The organism is Agrococcus jejuensis (assembly GCF_007679035.1).
Taxonomy (GTDB): Bacteria; Actinomycetota; Actinomycetes; order Actinomycetales; family Microbacteriaceae; genus Agrococcus; species Agrococcus jejuensis_A.
This window is the reverse complement of the sequence record NZ_VEFR01000003.1, coordinates 171,193-190,674: the sequence shown is the minus strand read 5'-3', so window position 1 is coordinate 190,674 and position 19,482 is coordinate 171,193. Positions and strand designations below refer to the sequence as shown.

General features: G+C 73.7%; 19 protein-coding genes. 12 read left to right on the top strand and 7 right to left on the bottom strand.

Translation table 11 applies throughout. The annotated features are described in order from the left end of the window. Positions 1–123 precede the first annotated feature (123 nt). Genes FS793_RS11390 through FS793_RS11380 form a run of 3 tightly spaced genes read left to right on the top strand, consistent with a single transcriptional unit; the run spans position 124 to position 2,601 of the window. A complete protein-coding gene (locus FS793_RS11390) occupies positions 124–1,560 on the top strand; it encodes a TrkH family potassium uptake protein (RefSeq protein ID WP_144720634.1) in 1,437 nt (478 codons plus the stop codon). Next, positions 1,553–2,224 carry a potassium channel family protein gene (locus tag FS793_RS11385; protein WP_144720633.1) on the top strand — a complete coding sequence of 224 codons (672 nt, stop codon included), beginning with the start codon at positions 1,553–1,555 and terminating at the stop codon, positions 2,222–2,224. The genes FS793_RS11390 and FS793_RS11385 overlap by 8 nt, the downstream gene beginning before the upstream one ends. A 5-nt stretch (positions 2,225–2,229) precedes the next feature. Continuing rightward, positions 2,230–2,601, top strand: coding sequence for a YchJ family protein (locus FS793_RS11380; RefSeq protein ID WP_144720632.1), 372 nt, complete (start codon positions 2,230–2,232; stop codon positions 2,599–2,601). Between the two features lie 201 nt (positions 2,602–2,802). Here the strand turns inward: FS793_RS11380 and proC are convergent, their stop codons facing one another. After that, positions 2,803–3,645, bottom strand: coding sequence for a pyrroline-5-carboxylate reductase (gene proC / locus FS793_RS11375; RefSeq protein ID WP_144720631.1), 843 nt, complete (start codon positions 3,643–3,645; stop codon positions 2,803–2,805). 23 nt (positions 3,646–3,668) lie between these two features. Here proC and FS793_RS11370 point away from each other — a divergent pair, with 23 nt between their 5' ends. From FS793_RS11370 to FS793_RS11355, 4 genes are read left to right on the top strand one after another with little or no spacing between them, the layout of a single operon-like run. Next, positions 3,669–4,631: a cation diffusion facilitator family transporter gene (locus tag FS793_RS11370; protein ID WP_144720630.1), complete on the top strand. Its 963-nt coding sequence runs from the start codon at positions 3,669–3,671 to the stop codon at positions 4,629–4,631. A gap of 9 nt (positions 4,632–4,640) precedes the next feature. Beyond that, entirely contained in the window at positions 4,641–5,081 is a 441-nt protein-coding gene (locus FS793_RS11365; RefSeq protein WP_144720629.1) for a hypothetical protein, read from the top strand. A gap of 23 nt (positions 5,082–5,104) precedes the next feature. Then, a complete protein-coding gene (locus FS793_RS11360) occupies positions 5,105–5,431 on the top strand; it encodes a hypothetical protein (protein ID WP_144720628.1) in 327 nt (108 codons plus the stop codon). A gap of 9 nt (positions 5,432–5,440) precedes the next feature. Then, positions 5,441–5,974 carry a putative immunity protein gene (locus FS793_RS11355; protein WP_144720627.1) on the top strand — a complete coding sequence of 178 codons (534 nt, stop codon included), beginning with the start codon at positions 5,441–5,443 and terminating at the stop codon, positions 5,972–5,974. A gap of 30 nt (positions 5,975–6,004) precedes the next feature. Here FS793_RS11355 and tadA read toward each other — a convergent pair whose 3' ends face one another. Beyond that, the gene (gene tadA / locus FS793_RS11350) at positions 6,005–6,484 is read right to left on the bottom strand and encodes a tRNA adenosine(34) deaminase TadA (RefSeq protein WP_260980130.1); all 480 of its coding nucleotides are present in this window, start codon (positions 6,482–6,484) and stop codon (positions 6,005–6,007) included. A 41-nt stretch (positions 6,485–6,525) separates the two neighbouring features. Here tadA and upp point away from each other — a divergent pair, with 41 nt between their 5' ends. After that, positions 6,526–7,161: a uracil phosphoribosyltransferase gene (upp, locus tag FS793_RS11345; RefSeq protein WP_144720626.1), complete on the top strand. Its 636-nt coding sequence runs from the start codon at positions 6,526–6,528 to the stop codon at positions 7,159–7,161. Between the two features lie 529 nt (positions 7,162–7,690). After that, entirely contained in the window at positions 7,691–8,407 is a 717-nt protein-coding gene (locus tag FS793_RS11340) for a winged helix-turn-helix domain-containing protein (protein ID WP_144720625.1), read from the top strand. Between the two features lie 24 nt (positions 8,408–8,431). On the opposite strand, the gene FS793_RS11335 is transcribed toward FS793_RS11340, so the two are convergent. Next, a complete protein-coding gene (locus tag FS793_RS11335; RefSeq protein WP_144720624.1) occupies positions 8,432–9,625 on the bottom strand; it encodes a heparan-alpha-glucosaminide N-acetyltransferase domain-containing protein in 1,194 nt (397 codons plus the stop codon). 470 nt (positions 9,626–10,095) lie between these two features. Here FS793_RS11335 and FS793_RS11330 point away from each other — a divergent pair, with 470 nt between their 5' ends. After that, positions 10,096–14,628 (top strand): ATP-dependent helicase, encoded by a 4,533-nt coding sequence (locus tag FS793_RS11330; RefSeq protein WP_144720623.1) that lies wholly within the window; start codon positions 10,096–10,098, stop codon positions 14,626–14,628. A 25-nt stretch (positions 14,629–14,653) separates the two neighbouring features. Further along, the gene (locus FS793_RS11325) at positions 14,654–15,442 is read left to right on the top strand and encodes a DNA-formamidopyrimidine glycosylase family protein (protein ID WP_144720622.1); all 789 of its coding nucleotides are present in this window, start codon (positions 14,654–14,656) and stop codon (positions 15,440–15,442) included. Here FS793_RS11325 and FS793_RS11320 read toward each other — a convergent pair. From FS793_RS11320 to FS793_RS11305, 4 genes are read right to left on the bottom strand one after another with little or no spacing between them, the layout of a single operon-like run. Then, complete coding sequence (locus FS793_RS11320) at positions 15,433–16,776, bottom strand: hypothetical protein (RefSeq protein ID WP_144720621.1); 1,344 nt, start codon at positions 16,774–16,776, stop codon at positions 15,433–15,435. The genes FS793_RS11325 and FS793_RS11320 overlap by 10 nt on opposite strands. Continuing rightward, positions 16,773–17,120, bottom strand: a complete 348-nt coding sequence (locus FS793_RS11315) for a PadR family transcriptional regulator (RefSeq protein WP_144720620.1) — start codon at positions 17,118–17,120, stop codon at positions 16,773–16,775. The genes FS793_RS11320 and FS793_RS11315 overlap by 4 nt, the downstream gene beginning before the upstream one ends. 55 nt (positions 17,121–17,175) lie before the next feature. Next, positions 17,176–17,823 (bottom strand): hypothetical protein, encoded by a 648-nt coding sequence (locus FS793_RS11310; RefSeq protein ID WP_144720619.1) that lies wholly within the window; start codon positions 17,821–17,823, stop codon positions 17,176–17,178. 31 nt (positions 17,824–17,854) lie between these two features. Continuing rightward, positions 17,855–18,643: an alpha/beta fold hydrolase gene (locus FS793_RS11305; protein ID WP_186329470.1), complete on the bottom strand. Its 789-nt coding sequence runs from the start codon at positions 18,641–18,643 to the stop codon at positions 17,855–17,857. A gap of 64 nt (positions 18,644–18,707) precedes the next feature. Here FS793_RS11305 and FS793_RS11300 point away from each other — a divergent pair, with 64 nt between their 5' ends. Then, a complete protein-coding gene (locus FS793_RS11300; RefSeq protein WP_186329469.1) occupies positions 18,708–19,400 on the top strand; it encodes a hypothetical protein in 693 nt (230 codons plus the stop codon). Positions 19,401–19,482: the final 82 nt, after the last annotated feature.

The window sequence follows — 19,482 nt, the reverse complement described above, 5'->3', positions numbered from 1 at the left end:
ATGCGCCGCGTCCAACGCCGCGCGCGGGACGACCCCCGGCGAGACGCGCGCATCTGCGCCTCGAGGTCGCTCGGCCGGTCTACGCTCAGGTCGCACGCGAGTGCGCCAGCGGAGAGGAGCGGCATGGTGGAGACGGCCGCGCAGCGGGACCAGGGACCCCTGCTCGCTCGCGTCCGCGACCGCATCGAGGCGTTCGCGAGCCAGTACCCGGCGCGCTTCGCGATCGCGGTCTTCGCCACGCTCAACATCATCTGGACGCTGCTGTTCATGACGCCGCTCGCGACGCGCGGCGACGAGCCCCCGGCATCCTTCATCGACGCGCTCTTCACCGCCGTGAGCGTCATCTGCGTCACGGGCCTCGCGACCGTCGACATGGCCACGCACTGGAGCCCGTTCGGCAACGCGCTCGTGCTCGTCGGCGTGCAGGTGGGCGGCATCGGCGTGCTGACGCTCGCGTCGCTGCTCGGCATGACCGTGGCGCGCCGCCTCGGCCTCAAGCAGCGCCTCATGGCCGCCGGCGACACGAACCCCTCCCGCGTGCGCAGAGGCGTCGTGAAGGAGGGGCAGGCCATCCGCCTCGGCGACGTCGGCGGGCTGCTGCGGATCATCGCCATCTCGGTGCTGACGATCGAGGCCGTGCTCATCCTGCTGCTGCTGCCGCGCATCCTGCTCGAGGGCGTGCCGTTCTGGGATGCCCTGTACCAGGCCGTCTACTACGCGTTCATGTCGTTCACGAACTCGGGCTTCATCCCCACGGTCGAGGGGCTCACGCCCTATGCGACCGACCCGTGGTTCCTCGGCGTCATCATGGTCGGCGTCTTCATGGGCGCCCTCGGCTTCCCCGTCTACTTCGTGCTGCTGCGCAACCTCAAGCACCCGCGCCTGTGGTCGCTGCACGTCAAGCTCACGCTCTTCGGCTCGCTCGGCCTGTTCGTCGCCGGCGGCCTCGCCTACCTCGTGCTCGAGCTCGGCAACGCCGACTCGTGGGGCGATGCCGACTTCGGGCAGCAGGTGCTGCAGTCGCTGTTCATGTCGACGATGTCGCGCTCGGGCGGCTTCGCCACGCACGACCTCGGCGCCCTCAACAACTCGAGCCTGCTCGTCACCGACATGCTCATGTTCATCGGCGGCGGCTCGGCGTCGACGGCCGGCGGCGTCAAGGTGACGACGCTCATGATCCTGTTCCTCGCCGCCATCGCCGAGGCGCGCGGTCGCACGTCGATGGAGGCGTTCGGCCGCCGCATCCCCTCCGACGTGCTGCGTCTCGCGGTCTCGGTCGTGCTGTGGGGAGCGACGATCGTCGCCATCTCGACGATCCTGCTGCTGCAGATCACCCACGAGCCGCTCGACTACGTGCTGTTCGACGTCATCAGCGCGTTCGCGACATGCGGGCTGTCGACGGGCTTCACGCACGGCGACCTGCCATGGGCGGCGAAGGCCGTGCTCGCGGCGACGATGTTCGTCGGCCGCATCGGTAGCGTTACCCTCGCTGCCGCGCTCGCGGCCAGCCAGACGCAGCAGCTGTTCACCCGCCCCGAGGAGAGGCCGATCGTTGGTTGAGCGCATCCCGCACGACGCCCCCGTGCTCGTCATCGGCCTCGGCCGCTTCGGTGCAGCCACGGCCGGGCAGCTCGCGCGCCTCGACCGCGAGGTGCTCGCGATCGACGACGACATCTCGCTCGTGCAGAAGTGGTCGGAGCGCCTCACCCACACGGTGCAGGCGGATGCGCGCTCGATCGACGCCCTGCGTCAGGTCGGCGCGCAGGACTTCTCGATCGCCGTCGTCGCGGTCGGCTCGTCGATCGAGGCGTCGGTGCTCATCACGGCGAACCTCGTCGACCTGAAGATCCCGCAGATCTGGGCGAAGGCCATCAGCCAGTCGCACGGCAAGATCCTGTCGCGCATCGGCGCGAACCACATCGTCTATCCCGAGGCGGAGGCCGGCGAGCGCGTCGCGCACCTCGTGTCGGGCCGCATGCTCGACTACATCCAGTTCGACGACGACTTCGCGATCGTGAAGATGTACCCGCCGAAGCACCTGCGCGACGTGGCGCTGTCGGAGTCGCGCATCCGCTCGAAGTACAACCTCACGGTCGTGGGCGTGAAGAGCCCAGGCGGCGCATTCACGTACGCGACGCCCGAGACCGTCGTGTCGGCGCACGACCTCGTGATCATCTCCGGGAACCAGAACGACATCGAGCGCTTCGCCGCGTTCGGCGCCTGACCGGCATGCGCTGCCCCTGCTCGACGGGCCTGCCGTACGCCGAGTGCTGCGAGCCCGTGCACGACGGCGCGCGACCCGCACCCACCGCCGAGGCGCTCATGCGATCGCGATACTCGGCGTTCGCGCTGCGCCGGCCCGACTGGCTGCTCGCGTCGTGGGACGCGTCGACGCGACCGCCGACGATCGAGCCGGGCGACGAGCGCTGGATCGGGCTCGAGATCGAGGCCACGGAGGCGGGCGGTCCGTTCGATCGGGAGGGCTCCGTGACGTTCCGCGCGTCGTACGTGGAGGACGGCGAGCGCTTCGTCGTGCACGAGCGGTCGCGCTTCGCGCGCACGGATGCGTGGCGCTACGTCGACGGGGTGCAGCTGGCGTAGGCACGGGCTCGCTGCTGCCCGCCTGCTGGTCGAGGAGGCCCCGAGCGCAGCGAGGAGCCGTCACGAGACCACGCGACGTCCCCGCTCGACACGACCACGCGCATGGCTGGGCAGGAGCCGCCCTCGCGTGGTCTCGTGACGCGTGCTCGCTGCGCTCGCGCGCTCCTCGACCAGCTGGTGGCCCGAGCCGGCCGAGCCGCCCTACTCCGCCGCGATCTCCGCGGCGCGCGCCGCCGCCGCTGCCGTCGCGCGGTCGAAGAGCGCGCCGAGGTCGGCCTCCTGCAGCACGCCGACCGCGCGCTCGGTCGTGCCCTTCGGGCTCGTCACGCGGCGGCGCAGCTCGGCCGGCTCGATGCCCGGCTCGCGCTGCTGCGCGTCGGCGAGCAGCGCGCTCGCTCCTGCGAACGTCTCCTGCACCATCGTCGCGGCCTGCTCGGGCGTGAAGCCCATGCGCTCGGCGGCCCCCGTGAGCTGCTCGATGAGCAGGAACACGTAGGCGGGGCCCGAGCCCGAGATCGTCGAGAGCGCGTCGATCTGCGACTCGTCGACGACGAGCACCTCGCCGACGACCTCGAAGACGGATGCGGCGAGCGCCACCTGCTCGGCCGTGGCGCGCGAGCCGCCCGCGACGCCCGTGACGCCGCGGCCCACGTGGCTGGGCGTGTTCGGCATCGCCCTCGCGACCGCGACGGACTCCGGCAGCAGCGCCTCCATCGCGGCGCACGTCGTGCCGACCGCGAGCGAGACGACGATCGTGCCGGGCCGCAGCGAGGGCGCGATCTCGGTCAGCAGGTCGGCGACCATGTACGGCTTGACGCCGATCACGACGACGTCGGCCGCGGCGGCCGCCGAGAGGTTGCCGTCCGGCTCGTCCTCGAGCGCGATCGACCGCACGCCATCGGCTGCGGCGGCCTCCGCCTTCGCCCGCGATCGGTTGGTCGCGGCGAGCGATGCCGCGGACCCGTCGGCGACGAGGCCCGCGAGGATCGCACCACCCATCGAGCCTGCTCCGAGGATGGCGATGGACGGCAGCGAGGAGGTCACGCCTCCAGCGTAGGGTGGGGCGCGTGAGCGAATCGCATGGCACGAAGGCGGTGATCGCCGCGTTCCTCGCGAACACGGGGATCGGCATCACCAAGCTGATCGCCTGGCTGCTCTCGGGCTCCGCGTCGATGCTCGCCGAGGCCATCCACTCGTTCGCCGACTCGGTGAACCAGCTGCTGCTGCTGCTCGGCGGTCGTCTCGCGAAGCGCAAGGCCGACACGGAGCACCCGTTCGGCTACGGCCGCGAGCGGTACGTGTGGGCGTTCGTCGTCGCGCTCATCCTCTTCTCCGTCGGCGGCCTCTTCTCGATCCTCGAGGGCATCTCGAAGCTGCAGGAGCCGCACGAGCTCGAGAACGCGTGGATCCCGCTCGTCGTGCTGGGCATCGCGATCGTGCTCGAGTCGTTCAGCCTGCGCACCGCCGTGCTCGAGTCGCGCAAGGTCAAGGGCAAGGCCGGCTGGTGGCGCTTCATCCGCACGTCGCGCTCGCCCGAGCTGCCCGTGATCCTGCTCGAGGACGTCGCCGCCCTCACGGGCCTCGTCTTCGCGTTCACGGCCGTGACGCTGTCGGTCGTCACTGGCGACCCGACCTTCGACGCCATCGGCACGCTCGCGATCGGCGCGCTGCTCATCGTCGTCGCGATCATCCTCGCCATCGAGATGAAGTCGCTGCTCATCGGCGAGGGGGCGACGCCCGAGGACCACCAGCGCATCCTCGCCGCTATGAACGGCTCGGACGACGTCGAGGCCGTCATCCACATGAAGACCCTCTACCTCGGCCCCGAGGAGCTCATGGTCGCGGCGAAGGTCGCCTTCCCGCCGACGGCGAACGTCGAGGACGTCGCCCGATCGATCGACGCGCTCGAGCGGCACGTGCGCGAGGCCGTGCCCGTCGCCCGCGTCATCTACATCGAGCCCGACATCTACGTGGCCCGCCCCGACATCGCGCCCTCGACCGACCACATCGTCATCCAGAGCGGCAACTAGGGGGCCAGCGTGGAGATCGTCTACGACCTGCTCGTCGCAGCGCACCTCATCGGCGTCTCGCTGCTCGTCGGCACGTTCTTCGTGCAGCTGCGCGCCAAGCTCGGCTTCCGCTTCTCGCTCATGCTGCTCGGCGCGAGCATCCAGCTCGTCTCTGGTCTCGCGCTCTACGGGCTGCAGATCGCGTTCGACGACCCGAACCACATGAAGCTCGGCATCAAGACGCTCATCGCCGTCGCCGTGTTCGTCGCCGCCCTCGTCGCCTCCGTGCGGCAGCGACGCCTGCAGGCGACGCGCGCGGGCCTCGTCGCGACCGCCGACGGCGGCATCGCGCAGGTGTCGCGCGGGCAGGGCGTCGTGGGCGTCGTCGACGACTCGCGCCTGAAGCCGCTCTTCCACGTCGCGGGCGGGCTCGCGCTGGTGAACCTGCTCGTCGCCACGCTCTGGCGCTGACGCCGCGCGGACGGGTCGAGCGGATGGAGTGGATCGCGTGGGTCGTGCTGGCCCTCGGCATCGTCGCGCTCGTCGCGCTCGCGCCGCGCCTGCACCGCCGCGAGCGCGAGCGTCAGCGGGTGCGCGGCACGATCCCGGGCGGCTTCGGCGTCGTCGACGAGGTGTGGCGGCCCTCGGAGCACGCCGCGCGGATGGAGCGCGAGCAGCGCGAGGAGGCGGGCGAGGAGTCGCAGGCGCTCGGCGAGCCGGACTGGCTGCGCGAGGGCGACCTGCCCCCGGAGCTCGCCGACGCCGACGACGACGACGACCCGCGTCGGGACGGCGACGACCGGTCCGGCCGTCGCGGCTGAGGCGCGGACGTGGCATCGGCGCAGACGCTCGACCTCGCGGAGCGACGCGCGCTCGCCGCCTGGGCCGCCGACTGCGCCGAGCGCGTGCTTGCGATCTTCGAGGCCGAGGCGCCCGACGACCAGCGCGCACGAGACGGGATCGCTCGCGCCCGCGCCTTCGCACGCGGCGAGCTCGATGCCGCCGGCGAGATCCGCAGGCGCTTCGAGGCCGGACGCGCGGCCGGCTCGGCATCCTCGCGCGCTGCGAAGGCCGCCGCTCGGTCTGCCGGCCAGGCGTCGGGCGTCGCGCACATGGGCGCGCACGCGCTCGGCGCTGCCGCCTATGCCGCCCAGGCCGTCGAGCTCGCGACGGCGGGCACCGGCGAGCGCGAGCGCGAGTGGCAGCTCGAGCACATGGGCGACGACGTGCGCGCCGCGCTGCGGCGCCTGCCGGCGCTCGGCACCGACGCCTCGGGGCCCCTGGGCGCCGGCCTGCTGGCGAGCGGCGCGCTCGGCGAGCACATCCGAGCGCTCCAGCACGCGATCGGGAGCACCGAGCGCTGACGACGCGATCGCGGCCCCGACCGGGCGCCCCTAGGTCGTCGTGCCTCGGCGCTCGCCGAAGAAGCCGGTGAGCAGCGCGGCGCACTCGGCCTCCAGCACGCCGGCGACGACCTCCGAGCGCTGCGGCAGCCGCCGCTCGCGCAGCACGTCGAGCACGCTGCCCGCCGCGCCGGCCTTCTCGTCCCAGGCACCGAAGACGACGCGCGGGATGCGGGCGGCGAGGATCGCGCCTGCGCACATGGGGCAGGGCTCGAGCGTGACGACGAGGGTGCAGTCGTCGAGATGCCAGTCGCCGCGCGCCGCCGCGGCAGCGCGCATGGCCACGACCTCGGCGTGGGCGGTGGGATCCGCGTGCAGCTCGCGCTCGTTGCGACCCGTGGCGAGCACGGCGCCGTCCGGCCCGACGAGCACGGCGCCCACCGGCACGTCGGCCTCGGGCGCGGCCGCGGCGGCCTGCGCCTGGGCGATCGCGAGCCGCATCCACGCCTCGTGCTCGGGGGCGTGACGCACGCGCGCTCCTGACTGGTCCTGCGGATCGGTAGCCTGAGCCTATGCGAGTGCACGTGGCCGACCATCCGCTCATCACGCACAAGCTCACGGTGCTGCGCGACCGCGAGACGCCGTCGCCCACGTTCCGAGCGCTGACGAACGAGCTCATGACGCTGCTCGCCTACGAGGCGACCCGGAACGTGCGCGTGGTCGACAAGCAGATCGAGACGCCCGTCACGACGACGACCGGCGTCGCGATCGCCGAGCCGCGCCCGCTCGTCGTGCCCATCCTGCGCGCCGGCCTCGGCATGCTCGACGGCCTCATGCAGCTGCTGCCGACCGCCGAGGTCGGCTTCCTCGGCATGGCGCGCAACGAGGAGACGCTGCAGCCGTACACGTACGCCGAGCGTCTGCCCGACGACCTCTCCGACCGTCAGTGCTTCGTGCTCGACCCGATGCTCGCGACGGGCGGCTCGCTCGCGGCGGCGATCCAGTTCCTCTTCGACCGCGGCGCCGTCGACGTCACGGCCATCTGCATCCTCGGCGCGCCCGAGGGCATCGCGAAGGTCGAGCGCGAGGTCGAGGGCCACGACGTCACGCTCGTGCTCGGCGCCCTCGACGAGCGCCTCAACGAGCAGGGCTACATCGTGCCCGGGCTCGGCGACGCGGGCGACCGCCTCTACGGCACGGTCGACTGACCCGAGCCGCTCCTCCCCTTCTCCCCTCGCGCGACCCCGTTGCGAGGTGCGCTTCGTGGCTCCAAGGTGCGGTTCTCGTGTCGAGGTGCGGTCGTAGGCGCACCTCGACACGAGAGACGCACCTCGCGACGAGAACCCCACCTCGCAACGGGATGACGCCCGGCGACGTCCGGCAACGCCCGGCGACGTCCGATGACGTCACACTTCGTCATGCGTGGGGCACGCCCGTGTTGACGGATTCGCGCGCGGGATGCAAGGATCGTGCGCATGACGACGACCCCCTTCCTCTCGACCACGCGTGTGGCCCGAGGAGATGCCGGCATGATGATGCCGGCCGTCGCCATGTGTCGAATGTGTGCGTGAGGCTCGTTCCGCCCCGCACCATCGCCCGCTCGCGACAGCACTGAGCTGCGCCAGCGCTGAGCGCTCCCACGGAGCCGCTCCCCGAGCACCGCTCGGGTACCGAAGCACCTCGACACCCTGCGTGCGAGACCGACGCCGGTCGCACGCCCAGCCGGAAGGCATCGCGATGTCCATCGCCATCACCCACATCCAGTCCAAGCAGTCCACCCTCGTCACCGACGGCAACCTCGCGCTCGCCCCGCAGCCCGCCGCTCCCGAGGCCGAGCGCCGCTCCCCCGTCCGCGCCGTGCCGGCAGGTACCGAGGCACGAGGCTTCGTGCTCTACGTCGGCCTCGGCGAGGGCGCGTCGGAGGCCGACGGCATCGAGCTCGCCGAGCTCGTCACCGAGCTGAAGCGCCTCACGGCACGCCTGTCGCCCTCGGCGCAGACGCACGCCGCCGTCGCCCTCGCCCCGGCGGGTGCCGGCGGTCGCGACGTCGACGTCGTGCGCCGCGCGCTGCAGGACCCGTCGTTGCGCAAGGCCGAGACGCCCGTCGAGGAGCCCGCGCTCGACGTCACGATCGACCTGTCGCGCAAGCGCGTCGCGATCGGCGACGACGTGGCGCCGCTCACCTACAAGGAGTTCGAGCTGCTGCAGTTCATCGTGCTCCGCGAGGGCCGCACGGTCGAGCGCACCGAGATCATCGACGCGCTGTGGCCCGACTCCGACGACGAGGCGCGCCCCAACGAGCGCACGATCGACGTGCACGTGCGTCGCCTGCGCTCGAAGCTCGGCGACTGGGCCGACATCGTGCGCACGGTGCGCGGCGCCGGCTACCGGTTCGATCGTCACGCCGACGTCACGGTGCTCGCTCCGCACGCCGCCTCGCCCGACCGCTTCTAGGCAGCGCCGCCCAGCGCGAGGCCGTCACGTGCGACGCACGCCCGCCTCCCCCGCCATCCATGCGGAGGCGCGGCGCGTGAGCCGCTCGAGCGGTCCCGGGCCGAGCAGCAGCATCCACGCCGTCGTCGCGACGAGCAGCACGACCGTCAGCAGCGGCCACATCGCGCCCTCCCTGGCCTCGGCCGCTGCGAGCCCGCCGCTCGCCGCGATCGCGACGATCTGCGCCGAGTAGGCGGTGAGGGGCATGCTGCCGAGGGCCGCGAGCGGCAGCAGCAGCCATCGCAGCGGGCGCGCGAGCAGCAGGCAGAGCCCGACGATCGCGGCGGCGAGCCCACCCGATCCGACGATCTCGAGCGTGCCACCCGAGTGCGGCGCGACCTCGATGAGCGCCCACAGCGGATGGAGCGGGACGCCGAGCGCCGCGAGCCGCTCGAGCATGGGCGACGGGTCGGCGCCGGGTGCCGTGAGCGCCTCGGCGGGTGCGGCGAGCAGCGTGCCGATGCCGTAGCCGGCCGTCGTGACCGCCGCGCCGCCGAGCAGCAGCGCGACCCCGGTGCGCAGCCGCAGCAGGTCGGTGCGACCGATCGCCATGCCCGCGAGCAGCAGTGGCATCCATGCCGTGACCGGATACGGGCCGAAGACGAGCGCGATGCCCTCGCCGTAGACGTCGGGCGACAGCAGGCGCACGACGGCGAGCGACACGGGACCGAGCAGCGCGAACGCCCCGGCGGCGATCCACAGCGACCGCACGCGCCAGCGCAGGAACGGGATGATCGCGACGAAGAGCACGCCGTAGATCGTGAGCACGACCGCGATCCCCGTGCCGACGAGCTCGAGCGCGCAGCCGATCGCGAAGACGACGGCGCCGCGGCCGACGAGGCTCAGGCGGATGCGCGGCAGGTCCGCGACCTCGGGCCTGCGCATGCCGCCCGACAGGAGCGCGATCGAGATGCCGGCGACGAGCGCGAACAGCAGCGACGAGCGCCCGTGCACGAGCGCCGTCCACGTCTCGACGCGCTCCCACTCGAAGGGCGCCGTCATGCCGACGTGCGCGCCGATCATGCCGATCACGGCGACGCCGCGCGCGACGTCGATGCCCATGACGCGCGGCGGCCTGCCGAAGTCGCGGAGTCGGCGCAGCGGCGCGGGCAGATCGCTCGTCGCACGCTCCCGCTCGGATGCGCCCTCGGCGTCGATCCTGCTCGTCGTCTGCGTCATGGAGCCGCCCTCGGTCGTCAGGCGCCGCGAGCGCGCATGCCGCACACGACGTGCGAGCATCCTCCACCCGCGGACGGCATGCCCGAGCGGGTGGGGGACGACGCGCGCGTCCCATGCGCGGGCCAGGCCGCGCGGGCGAACGACGCACCCGGACGGACCGGGGCGAGCATCGCTGCGACGGTCCATCGCGTCCGCTGCACACCCACGACGTCCAGGCTCGCGCCGCAGCGGCCGAGGAGCCACAGGGAAATCACAGGCTCCTGATGCCCCGCTCGTTACCGATCCGTTATAGCGTGGGGCACACGTTGATGGTTGTGCTGTGGCCATCAGCGGAGGGTGCGATCCGAGATCCACTCTGGTGCAAGGGACTGGGGCCGGTCGAGTGAACTCGACCGGCCCTTGCGCATGTCTGCGGCGGGTCGCCGCGCAACCCCGATCGCCGTGTCGGAGGCGTGGGATTGGATGGGTGGATGCCCGACGCCCTCGACGCACTCGGCCCCGCGACGGCGGCGTGGTTCCGGGGCGCGTTCGCAGCGCCGACGCCGGCGCAGGAGGGCGCGTGGGCAGCGGCCCGTGGCGGCGGCAGCGCGCTCGTCATCGCACCGACCGGCTCGGGCAAGACGCTCGCAGCCTTCCTCACGGCCATCGACCGGCTCGCGAGCGAGCCGAAGCCCGAGGATCCGCTGCGCCGCACGCGCGTGCTCTACCTGTCGCCCCTCAAGGCGCTCGGCGTCGACGTCGAGCGCAACCTGCGCAGCCCCCTCGTGGGCATCGCCCGCACCGCGGTCGAGCTGGGCCTGCCGGCGCCCGACATCACGGTGGGCGTGCGCTCGGGCGACACCCCGCCCGTCGAGCGACGGAGGCTGCTCAAGACGCCGCCCGACGTGCTCATCACGACGCCCGAGTCGCTCTTCCTCATGCTCACGAGCGCCGCCCGCGAGACGCTCGCCGGTGTCGAGACGATCATCGTCGACGAGATCCACGCCGTCGCGTCCACGAAGCGCGGCGCGCACCTCGCCGTCTCGCTCGAACGACTCGACGCCATGCTCGAGCGACCGGCGCAGCGCATCGGGCTCTCGGCGACCGTGCGCCCGCCCGAGGCCGTCGCGCGCTTCCTCGGCGGACCGCATCCCGTCACGATCGTCGCGCCCGAGTCTCGCGGCCGCGTCGAGCTGCAGGTCGTGGTGCCGGTCGACGACATGAGCGACCTGGGCTCCGCTCCTCCGCGCGAGGGTGCGGCGAGCGCCTCCACCGACGAGACGAGCCCGCAGCAGCAGTCGATCTGGCCGCACGTCGAGGAGGCGATCGTCGATCGCGTCGTCGAGCAGCGGTCGACGATCGTGTTCACGAACTCGCGTCGCCTCGCCGAGCGCCTCACGTCGCGGCTCAACGAGATCTGGGTGGGTCGGCAGGTCGAGGCGGGCGAGGTGGATGCGACGCCCGCGCCCGACCGCATCCCGGCGCAGATGATGGGCCAGTCGGGGCAGACCTCGGGCGCCGAGCCCGTGCTCGCTCGCGCGCACCACGGCTCGGTGTCGAAGGAGCAGCGCGCGCAGATCGAGGACGACCTCAAGCGCGGGCACCTGCGGTGCGTCGTCGCGACGTCGTCGCTCGAGCTCGGCATCGACATGGGCGCCGTCGACCTCGTGATCCAGGTCGAGTCGCCGCCGTCGGTCGCGTCGGGCCTGCAGCGCGTCGGCCGCGCCGGCCATCAGGTCGGCGAGGTGTCGCGCGGCGTGCTCTTCCCCAAGCACCGCGCCGACCTCGTGCACGCGACCGTCACGACCGAGCGGATGCGCGAGGGCAGGATCGAGCGGATCGCGGTGCCGCAGAACCCGCTCGACATCCTCGCCCAGCAGACCGTGGCGCACACGGCGCTCGGCCCCGTCGACGTCGACGACTGGTTCGAGATCGTGCGACGCTCGGCGCCGTTCGCGTCGCTGCCGCGCTCGGCGTACGAGGCGACGCTCGACCTCGTCTCGGGCCTCTACCCCTCCGACGAGTTCGCCGAGCTGCGCCCGCGCATCGTGTGGGATCGCGTCTCGGGCACGCTCACCGGCAGGCCGGGCGCGCAGCGGCTCGCGGTGACGAGCGGCGGCACGATCCCCGACCGCGGCATGTTCGGCGTCTTCCTCGCCGGCGCCGAACGGGGCGGTCGCGTGGGCGAGCTCGACGAGGAGATGGTCTACGAGTCGCGCGTGGGCGACGTCTTCGCGCTCGGCGCGACGAGCTGGCGCATCCAGGACATCACGCACGACCGCGTCGTCGTGACGCCCGCCTTCGGCGAGCCGGGCCGCGTGCCGTTCTGGACGGGCGACGCCATGGGCCGCTCGGCGGAGCTCGGCGCCGCGATCGGCGCCTTCCTGCGCGAGGCCGGGCAGTGGTCGCCCGAGCAGGCGCAGACGCGGCTCGCGGACGCGGGGCTCGACCCGCGCGCGGCGCAGAACCTGCTGGCCTTCCTCGCCGAGCAGCGCGCGGCGACGGGGCAGCTGCCCTCGGATCGCACCTTGATCGTCGAGCGCTTCCGCGACGAGCTGGGCGACTGGCGCGTCGTGCTGCACTCGCCGTACGGCAACCGCGTGCACCAGCCGTGGGCGCTCGCGATCACCGCGCGCATCCGCGAGCGGCACGGCTTCGACGGGGGCGCGATGGCCTCCGACGACGGCATCGTCGTGCGCCTGCCCGACACCGACGCCGACCCGCCGGGCGCGGAGCTCTTCGTGTTCGATCCCGACGAGCTCGAGCACGTCATCACCGAGCGCGTCGGCGACTCGGCGCTCTTCGCGTCACGGTTCCGCGAATGCGCCGCCCGCGCGCTGCTGCTGCCGCGCCGCAATCCCGGCCGCCGCTCGCCGCTGTGGCAGCAGCGGCAGCGCGGCGCGCAGCTGCTCGAGGTCGCGCGCCGCTACCCGGCGTTCCCCATCGTGCTCGAGACCGTGCGCGAGGTGCTGCAGGACGTCTACGACGTGCCGGCGCTGCGCGAGGTCGCCGAGTCGATCGCGAGCCGCCGCATCCGCCTGCTCGAGGTGGAGACGGCCGATGCGTCGCCCTTCGCGCGGTCGCTGCTGTTCGGCTACGTCGCGTCGTTCCTCTACGAGGGCGACGCGCCGCTCGCCGAGCGCCGCGCCGCGGCCCTCTCGCTCGACACGACGATGCTCGCCGAGCTGCTCGGCAGGGCCGAGCTGCGCGAGCTGCTCGACCCCGACGTCATCGCGACGACCGAGGCGCAGCTGCAGCGCACGCATCCCGAGCGACGCCTCAAGGGCGTCGAGGGCGCGGTCGACCTGCTGCGCCTGCTGGGCCCCATGGACACGGAGGCGCTGCGCGAGCGCCTCGAGCCCGCATCGATCGCCGACGTCGACCTCGACGTCGCGCTCGACGGCATGCGGCGCCAGCAGCGCGTCATGCGCCTGCAGATCGCCGGCGCCGAGCGGTGGGCGGTCGTCGAGGATGCCGCGCGCCTGCGCGACGCGCTCGGCGTGCCGCTGCCCGTCGGCCTGCCAGAGGCGTACCTCGCGCCCGTGCCGGACGCCGTCGGCGATCTCGTGAGCAGGTACGCGCGCACGCACGGGCCGTTCCAGCCCGGCGATGCGGCGGCCTCCCTCGGCCTCGGCGTCGCGGTCGTGCACGACGCGCTGCGCAGGCTCTCGGGCGATCGGCGCGTGCTCGAGGGCGAGTTCCGGCCCGGCTCGACGGGCACCGACTGGTGCGACGCCGAGGTGCTGACCCGTCTGCGGTCGCGGTCGCTCGCGGCGCTGCGCAAGGAGGTCGAGCCCGTCGAGCCGGCGCAGCTCGCGCGCTTCCTGCCCGTGTGGCAGCACGCCGACCGGTCGCTGCGCGGCGTCGACGGCGTGCTGCAGGTCGTCGAGCAGCTCGCGGGCGTCGCGGTGCCGGCCAGCGCCTGGGAGTCGCTCGTGCTGCCGAGCCGCGTGCGCGACTACCAGCCGGCGATGCTCGACGAGCTCACGAGCACCGGCGAGGTGCTGTGGAGCGGCGACGGCACGATCGCGGGCAGCGACGGCTGGGTGCGGCTGCACCTGGCCGACACCGCGCATCTCACGATCGACGCGCCGTCGGAGGCGCCCGACGTCGCCGGCCAGGCGGTGCTCGACGCGCTCGCCAACGGCGGCGGCTGGTTCTTCCGACAGCTGCAGCAGAGCCTCGACGTGCCCGACGCCGACCTCACCGCCACGCTGTGGCAGCTGGTGTGGAGCGGCCACGTGACGAACGACACGCTCGGGGCACTGCGCATCCGCACCGGCTCGGCCTCGCGGCGCGTGCGGCAACCGGTGCGCACCCGCGCGTACCGCGGTCGCATGCGCCCGCGCGGCACGTCGCAGGCCGCGGCGCCCGAGGTCGGCGGCCGATGGACCCTCACGCCGGCCCCCGAGGCGGATGCGACCGTGCGGCGGCTCGCGAACGCCGAGCAGCTGCTCGAGCGCCACGGCATCGTCACGCGGGGCGCGGTGCAGTCCGAGCAGGTCGTCGGCGGGTTCGCGGCGGCGTACCGCGTGCTGACGCAGCTCGAGGAGGCTGGGCAGACGCGCCGCGGCTACTTCGTGCAGGGCCTCGGCGCCGCGCAGTTCGCGACGCCCGCGACCGTCGACCGGCTGCGCGCGTTCGGCGTCGACCCCGACCAGGCGCCCCCGCTCGTCGCCCGCACGTTCGCGGCCACCGATCCTGCGAATCCCTACGGCGCGGCCCTGCCGTGGCCGCAGCGCGAGGAGGGGCACCGGCCGGGCCGCAAGGCGGGCGCGCTCGTGACGATCGTCGACGGTGCCCTCACGCTCTTCGTCGAGCGTGGCGGCCGCACGCTGCTGACGTTCGACGACGAGCCCGCGCGGCTGGCCGCGGCGGCCGCATCGCTCGCCTCGGTCGCGCCCGCGCTCGGGCGCCTCGCGGTGCATCGCGTCGACGGCGACTCGGTGCTGGGCTCGGCGCTCGACCCCGTGCTGCGCGAGGCGGGCTTCGCCCTCACGCCGAAGGGGCTGCGGCTCGGATGATCGACTCGCGGATGCGGAGCGCCTGATGCCCGAGGGCGACACGGTCTGGCGCACGGCGCGCTCGCTGCACGAGGTGCTCGCGGGCCAGACGCTCACGACGTTCGACCTGCGCGTGCCGCAGCATGCGACGGCCGACCTGGCCGGGTCGACCGTGCGGGAGGTCGTGGCGCGCGGCAAGCACATCCTGCACCGCATCGACGAGCCAGGCGGCGACGCGTGGACGCTGCACACGCATCTGAAGATGGACGGCTCGTGGCACCGCTACAAGCGGGGGTCGCGGTGGCAGCGCCCGGCCCACACCGTGCGGGCGGTGCTCGACACGGCCGAGTGGCAGACGGTCGGCTACCTGCTGGGCGTCGTCGACCTCGTGCGCACGGCCGACGAGGACACGGTCGTCGGCCATCTCGGCCCCGACCTGCTCGGCCCCGACTGGGATCCGCGGGTCGCGGCCGCGAACCTCGCGCGCGATCCCGAGCGCGAGATCGGCGTCGCGCTGCTCGACCAGCGCAACCTCGCCGGCCTCGGCACCATCTACCGCGCCGAGCTGTGCTTCCTGCGCGGCGTCTCGCCGTGGCGGCCCGTGGGCGAGGTCGACGACCTGCCCGGCATGGTCGCGCTCGCCCGGCGCATCATCGGCGCGAACCGCGACCGCGTCGAACGCACCTTCACCGGATCGCTGCGCCGCGACCGGTACTGGGTCTACGGCCGCGAGCACGAGGCGTGCCGCCGCTGCGGCACGACGATCGAGCGCGGCCACCTCGGCCCGCCGACCATGGAGCGCGTCGCGTACCGCTGCCCCGTCTGTCAGCCGTAGGCGGGCTCGGGGCTCGCACGCGCGTCACGGCGTGCGCGCACGAGCGCGGCGACCACCAGCGGCACGCCCGCGATCCACGTCACCGGCACGAGCCACGCGAACGCCTGCGACAGCAGCAGCGCGGCGACGATGCCCGTCGCGAGCGCCGCGGGCAGGCGCCACGACGCGCGCGGCAGCACGAGCAGCGCCGTGCCGGCGAGCGCTGCCCCTGCGCACGCGGCCGATGCCACGATGACGGCGGCGTACGCGAGCCGCGCCTCGCCGAGCACGATGGCTGCGCAGGCCCCGAGGATGGCGACGAGCAGCGCTGCGGCAGGCGCCCACGCCCACGCGCCGACGACGGAGCGCACCATGTGCGCGCCGGCGACGACGATCGCGATGGACCCCGCGGTCGCGAGCGCCGTCACGAGCCGCATCGCGCTGCCGTCGACCGGCACCATGCCGAGGTTGGCGACGACGCTGAAGATCGTCGTCGGCACGCCGACGCACAGCGCGACGCCGCCGAGGGTGCCGACGAGCTGCGGCGACCACGTCGCATCGGTCCGGACGTCGTCGCGGTCCGCGCGCATCCCGGCGAACGCGACGAGCAGCAGCGCGACCGCCACGGGCGGCAGCAGCATCGTCATCGCGAGCCCCACGGTCGCGGCCCCGGTGACGCAGGCGAGCACGAACGCGAGCGGCCATCGCAGCCAGGGGGCGACGCCAGCGGGCAGCGCGTCGCCGAGCAGCGGCACCGCGCACGCTGCGACGAGCAGGATCGCCGGCACGAGCACCCACGCCGGCACGAGGCCGGATGCCGACGATGAGCCGTCGCCCTCGACCGTGACGGTCGGGTAGAGCGTCGTCACGATGCTCGCGGCAGCGAGGAGGACGCCGACGACGACGGGAGCCGCGGCCGAGAGGAGCAGCGCGGACGCAGCGACCGCACGTCGAGCCCCGACGAGCGCGAGCACGCTCCACGCCACGAGCGGCAGCCCGACCCCGAGTCCGAGGCCCGTCGACGCGAGCGTCACGACCGAGATCGGCCCGAACGCCTCGGACCCCGGTGGGATCGGCACGGTCGGGCCTGCGAACGGGTCGACGTACGCAAGGGCGACGACCGTGACCAGCACGGCGAGCGCGAGGGCGGCGAGGATCGCGGCGGTCGTCGCGGTCGCGTGCGCCGCGACGCCGTGGACACGGATCGACCACGCGTCCGTCCGCGTCGGCTCGTCGAGCCCGCGGGCCTCGGCGTCGTCGAGCAGCGTCGCGAGCATGACCTCGCCGTGCCGATCGCGCCACGACCGCGGGTACCAGCGCAGCAGCGCGCGCATCCGCTCCTCGAGCAGCGTCATGCGAGCGCCTCGCGCGCCGTCCGCGTGCCGCGGGCGGCGAGGCGTCCGCGCGCCGCCTTCGCACGCGTCTCGAGCGCGGCGGCCTCGAGCTCGAGCGCGTCGATGCCGGCGTCGGCGAGCACGTAGTAGCGGCGCGCGCGACCGTCGACGACCTCCTCGCCGTCCTCGGCCGCGAGGCCCTCGCGCACGATGCGCTCGAGCGCGGCGTAGAGCGTCGTGACGCGCAGCGCGACGGCGCCCTCGCTCATGCGCTCGACGTCGCGCAGGATCGCGTAGCCGTGCCTGCGCCCCTCCGCGAGGGAGGCGAGGATCCAGAAGGTCGACTCGGTCATGCGCTGGGCCATGCCTGCACAGTACCGACGGTGCGATATTCCCGCTAGTGGAACATCGCCGCCCGGGTCAGCGCACGCGCCAGTGCAGCACGCGTCGCGGCATCTCGAGGAGGTAGTCGCCGTCGTCGGGATACGACAGCGCGACCGACAGGTCGTCGCCCACGAGCCGCCGGATCGACGCCTCGTCGTCCCAGATCGACGCCACCCGGATCTCGCTGCGCCCATCCTCGAGCGCACGCGTCGCGATGCTCGACCGCAGCACGCCCGGCGCCTGGCTGTAGTCGTCGTGCCTCGTCGCCCGCATGTGCACGACGAACTCGTCGACGCGCACCGTCTCGACGACGGCGATCGCCTCGCGGACGACGGCATCGGACGACACGCGGCCGGAGCCCTGCGCCACCCGCATCGACCAGTGCCGCACGGGCCGGGCGGGCTCGAGCAGGTACTCGTCGTCGTCGGGGTAGGTGAGGGGGCGGTGCAGGTCGTCGCCCACGACGGCGCGGATCGCAGCCTCGTCGCGCCAGAGCGAGAGCACGCGCACCTCGCTGCGCGCATCACCCAGCTCGCGGTGATGGATGTCGGTGCGCAGATTGCCGTCGACCGCGACGTAGCGGTCGTAGTAGGCGTCGCGCATGTGCGTCAGGTACTCGTCGACGCGAGCGGACTCGACGAGCGCCGTCCATTCGCGTTGGATGGCGCCGGGAGGGAGGCTCACCCGCTCACGCTCGCACGGAACCGAGCATGACTCAAGGCCTGGTGCGCGCGGCGAGGAAGGCGAGCGCCTGCTCCTTGAAGTGCCGCGACGTGACGGCGTTGAGGTGGTTGCGACCGGGGATCGGCGCGAAGGCTCCGTCTGCGAGCGCATCGACCAGGGATGCCGTGTCGGGCGCATGGTCGTCGCGGTCGCCCGTCATGAGCAGCGTCGGCACGTCGGGCGCATGGTCGGCGGGCGCGAAGGGCGTGCGGGCCACCTCCGTCGCGAGCGCGACGAGCGCCGACGGATCGTTCTCGGGCAGCGCGGTCGCGAGCCGCACGACGAACGCCGCGGCGCCGGTCGGCTCCGCCTCGCCGGCGAGCGCTCGCCTGGCGAGGTCGCCGTCGAGGCCGCGGAACGGATCGCCGGAGGGGAGGCCGCCGAGCGCGAGCGCCGAGAACGCGTCGGGATGCACCGCCGCGTAGCGCCAACCGAGTCGCGAGCCCATCGAGTAGCCGAGGTACCCGGGACGCCCTCCCGCCAGGCCCGTCGCGGCGAGCACGGCATCCACGTCGCCGAGGAAGCGCGAGACGTCGTAGTGGCCAGGGCCGGGCCGGTCGCTGCTGCCGTGACCTCGCAGGTCGAACGCGATGCCGCGCAGGCCCGCCTCCGCCAGCGGCCGATCCCAGCCGGCATCGAGCCAGTTGCGCTGCGTGCTCGACGAGAAGCCGTGCACCATCAGCACGGGCGCGCCCGCCGGATCGCCGAGCTCGTGGACCGCGAGTCGCGTGCCGTCGGCGGCCACGACGACGCTCGGTGCGGGACGGGACTCGGATGGCATGCATCCATCCTGGCCCTCCGCGAACCCCTCCCCCGACACGACCCCTGCGCAGTAGCGTGGCGGCATGGCTGCGACCGGCACGTCGACGCCCGAGGCCGGGCCGGTGCGGGCGCGCCTCCGGCTGGCCGACGTGCTGCCCGAGGTGGGCAGGTCGCGGCACGACGCGACGCATGCGGCTTCGGCGCGCGCTGCCCGCCGACCGGTGCTGCTGCGGTCGGCGCTGCCGACGGTGCTCGTCGGCATGCCGATCGTGCTCGACCTCGCGGGCGTGCACGTGGAGTCGGCGCTCGTGACGCTGTGGACCATCGCACCCGCGGCGATCGGGCTCGTGATCGTGGTCGCGCTCGCCGCCGTGCGCGCCGCCCGCGGCGACGTGACGGTCGTCGACGGGGGCGTGCGCGTGGCCGGCTGGCCCGCGTTCGACGTCGTCGACGTGCACGAGGTGCTGCCCGTCGCGTGGCGCGACCATGCCGCCGAGCGCCGCGTCGACCTCGCGCTCATCGCCGCGGACGGCGGTCAGCTCGCGCTGCTCGACGGCGCCCGCTATCGCGGCGCCGACCTCGTGGCCGTGCTCGGCACCCTCGCCGGTCGCGTGCGCCCGCCCGTGCGCACGCACCTGGCGAATGCGCGCCGGCTGCGCGGCGCGCATCCGCAGGCCGTCGACCACCGGGATGCGCGCCTCGCCGCCATCCAGTGGTTCACGACGATCGTGGGCCTGCTGTCGTCGGCGGTCGCGTCGTTCGTGGCCCTCGCCTGACCCGCCTCATCCATCCGGAGCCTCCTGCGCATCGCAACGGGAACGACCGGCGGCGCGCGTCCAGCCCCTGCCCCGCGTGGGT